Annotated in this window: 2 protein-coding genes; one reads left to right on the forward strand and one right to left on the reverse strand. The window is 41.0% G+C overall.

Translation table 11 applies throughout. From position 1 onward, the window contains the following. A partial coding sequence (locus B5D50_RS19925) for a PD-(D/E)XK nuclease domain-containing protein (RefSeq protein ID WP_200807155.1) occupies nucleotides 1–633 on the forward strand: 633 nt, incomplete at its 5' end. A gap of 116 nt (nucleotides 634–749) precedes the next feature. On the opposite strand, the gene B5D50_RS19930 is transcribed toward B5D50_RS19925, so the two are convergent. Beyond that, nucleotides 750–1,898, reverse strand: a complete 1,149-nt coding sequence (locus tag B5D50_RS19930; protein WP_078924395.1) for a hypothetical protein — start codon at nucleotides 1,896–1,898, stop codon at nucleotides 750–752. Nucleotides 1,899–2,023 lie beyond the last annotated feature (125 nt).

The raw sequence follows: 2,023 nt of genomic DNA on the forward strand, positions 1-2,023 counted from the left end.
AGCAATCAAGTGCTGTCTAGCTTTGACATTGAAGACATAGCCACCGAAGCCTTATTATTTCAAACGGGTTATCTCACGATTAAACAAGCGGAACGTATTGCTCAACAAGACTACTTTCATTTAGGTTTTCCTAATTTAGAAGTTCGGCAGAGTTTAAACGAAAGCTTGCTGGCCATTTTAGTCAAGGACAAATCCAAGCAGGCTGTTAATAGTGCTCAATTATATCGTTTACTGTTGAAGAATGACTTCGAGGGACTCAAGCAAATCTTTCATGCTTTCTATGCCAGCATTCCGAATAATTGGTATAACAGTAATAATATTCAAGACTATGAAGGCTTTTATGCCAGTGTCTTTTATTCTTATTTCGCGGCTTTAGGTTTGGATGTTCTTGTTGAGGATGCCAGTAATCTCGGACGCTTAGATATGGCTTTGAAATTCAATCAGCAGGTTTACTTATTTGAATTTAAGGTCGTGAATAGTCGGCCACGGGGCAAAAGCAAAGCCTTGCAGCAATTGCAAGACCGGCACTATGCGGATAAATACCGCCATCTGAATCAGCCGATTTATCTCATTGGGGTCGAGTTTAGTAAGAAAGATCGGAATATCGTCGGCTTTGCTGTCGAACGGGGCTAGTAGGCTTGGCATGCTCTGATTTCCGCCTAATACTTACTGCTCAAGATAAGAGATTTTCACATTATTTCCTACCAGCCTTCGCCACGAATCAACTATTCGATCTATTTACCAAATGTTTATTCTTCAAGAAAGACTATGCGCCCAACTAAACCAAAACCGTTGTAAAAGACACTAGCAGATTCATCAAACTTAAATACTGCTCCCCATAAAACCATCTCATTTCTCTCTATGTAATCCTCATCATATTCGTGACTTGGAGAAATAAAAACCATTCCATCTTCTTGAATACCGGATACTTTCCATACATGTTTACCTTCTGCATTTTTATGATAGGTTACTTGATACATCTGACCAAATAATAAAGTCCCCATAGGATCTTTTGCATTGTTTCTATCACCATTATTATCAGTACCATATCCTGTATTATCACGGGAGCACGCTATTTGATCATAACAGCCACTATAAAACACCACTGCAAACTTTTTCCCAGCACGTATTTTTTCTTTGACTGATTGCGAAACCGGCTGCCAACGCTCAGCCTGCTCGGCCAAATGTGCTGCTGGATAAGTGAAAAGAACAGAGTACTCCTTTTTATCTTTTGAAATCGTCGTCTTGGTGATCGATAATTGAATGGCCTCTTTTAAACGAGCGGTATCCACCACATATAAATCGACTTTAGTTGGAATCCAGCGGTCGCCCTTAAACTCCCATTCAATATCATCATCAAAAGTGATTTTGTTTTGATGCTTGACCTCAGCTTTGTTGTCTGCACTATCAGAGACAGCAGACATATCAGTTGATAAGTTATTCTTGGTTTTGATCAGCTCATCGGCTTGCAGCTTGCCCAAGGTGGCATAGCCTAACTCCTTATTACCCAGTTGGTAGCTGCCATCTGCTTGCTCTTTAAGCTCCGCACTAATCTTAGGGGCTTCTCTTAAGAAAAAATCGCTGATTTTCTCAATCCACTGATCACATTCGGCTGAATTAGAACTGACACAATCAATCTGTAACGCGGATGCGTTTTCACGGACTAAATCACTGACAAAACTGCCCGACATAATACGTTGGGTCGAGTTTTTTTCCGTAGTCGTGGTAGTACTGTTACCCGCTCCACCACCGAAGCGGACAAACCCCAGATTGATGGATAAGCCCCCCGCTGCTTTACGAGTGGTCGTTTCTATTGTTTTGCTCACTTCCAGTTTTTCATCACGTAGCAAGTTCGCCGTTCTATTCGAAGACATTAAAATTTCTAATTTTGCAGTCAACTCTGATTTGTCAAAGGTATAACCGGCTGAACTCTGTACACGACAATTTTCCTAACCCATTGAATTTGTGTTAAACGAAAACGGCTTGAGTCTCATACGTCCATCCTCTACCACCATAAATTGGG

The sequence above is a fragment of the Thiothrix eikelboomii genome (genome assembly GCF_900167255.1).
GTDB classification, from domain to species: Bacteria; Pseudomonadota; Gammaproteobacteria; order Thiotrichales; family Thiotrichaceae; genus Thiolinea; species Thiolinea eikelboomii.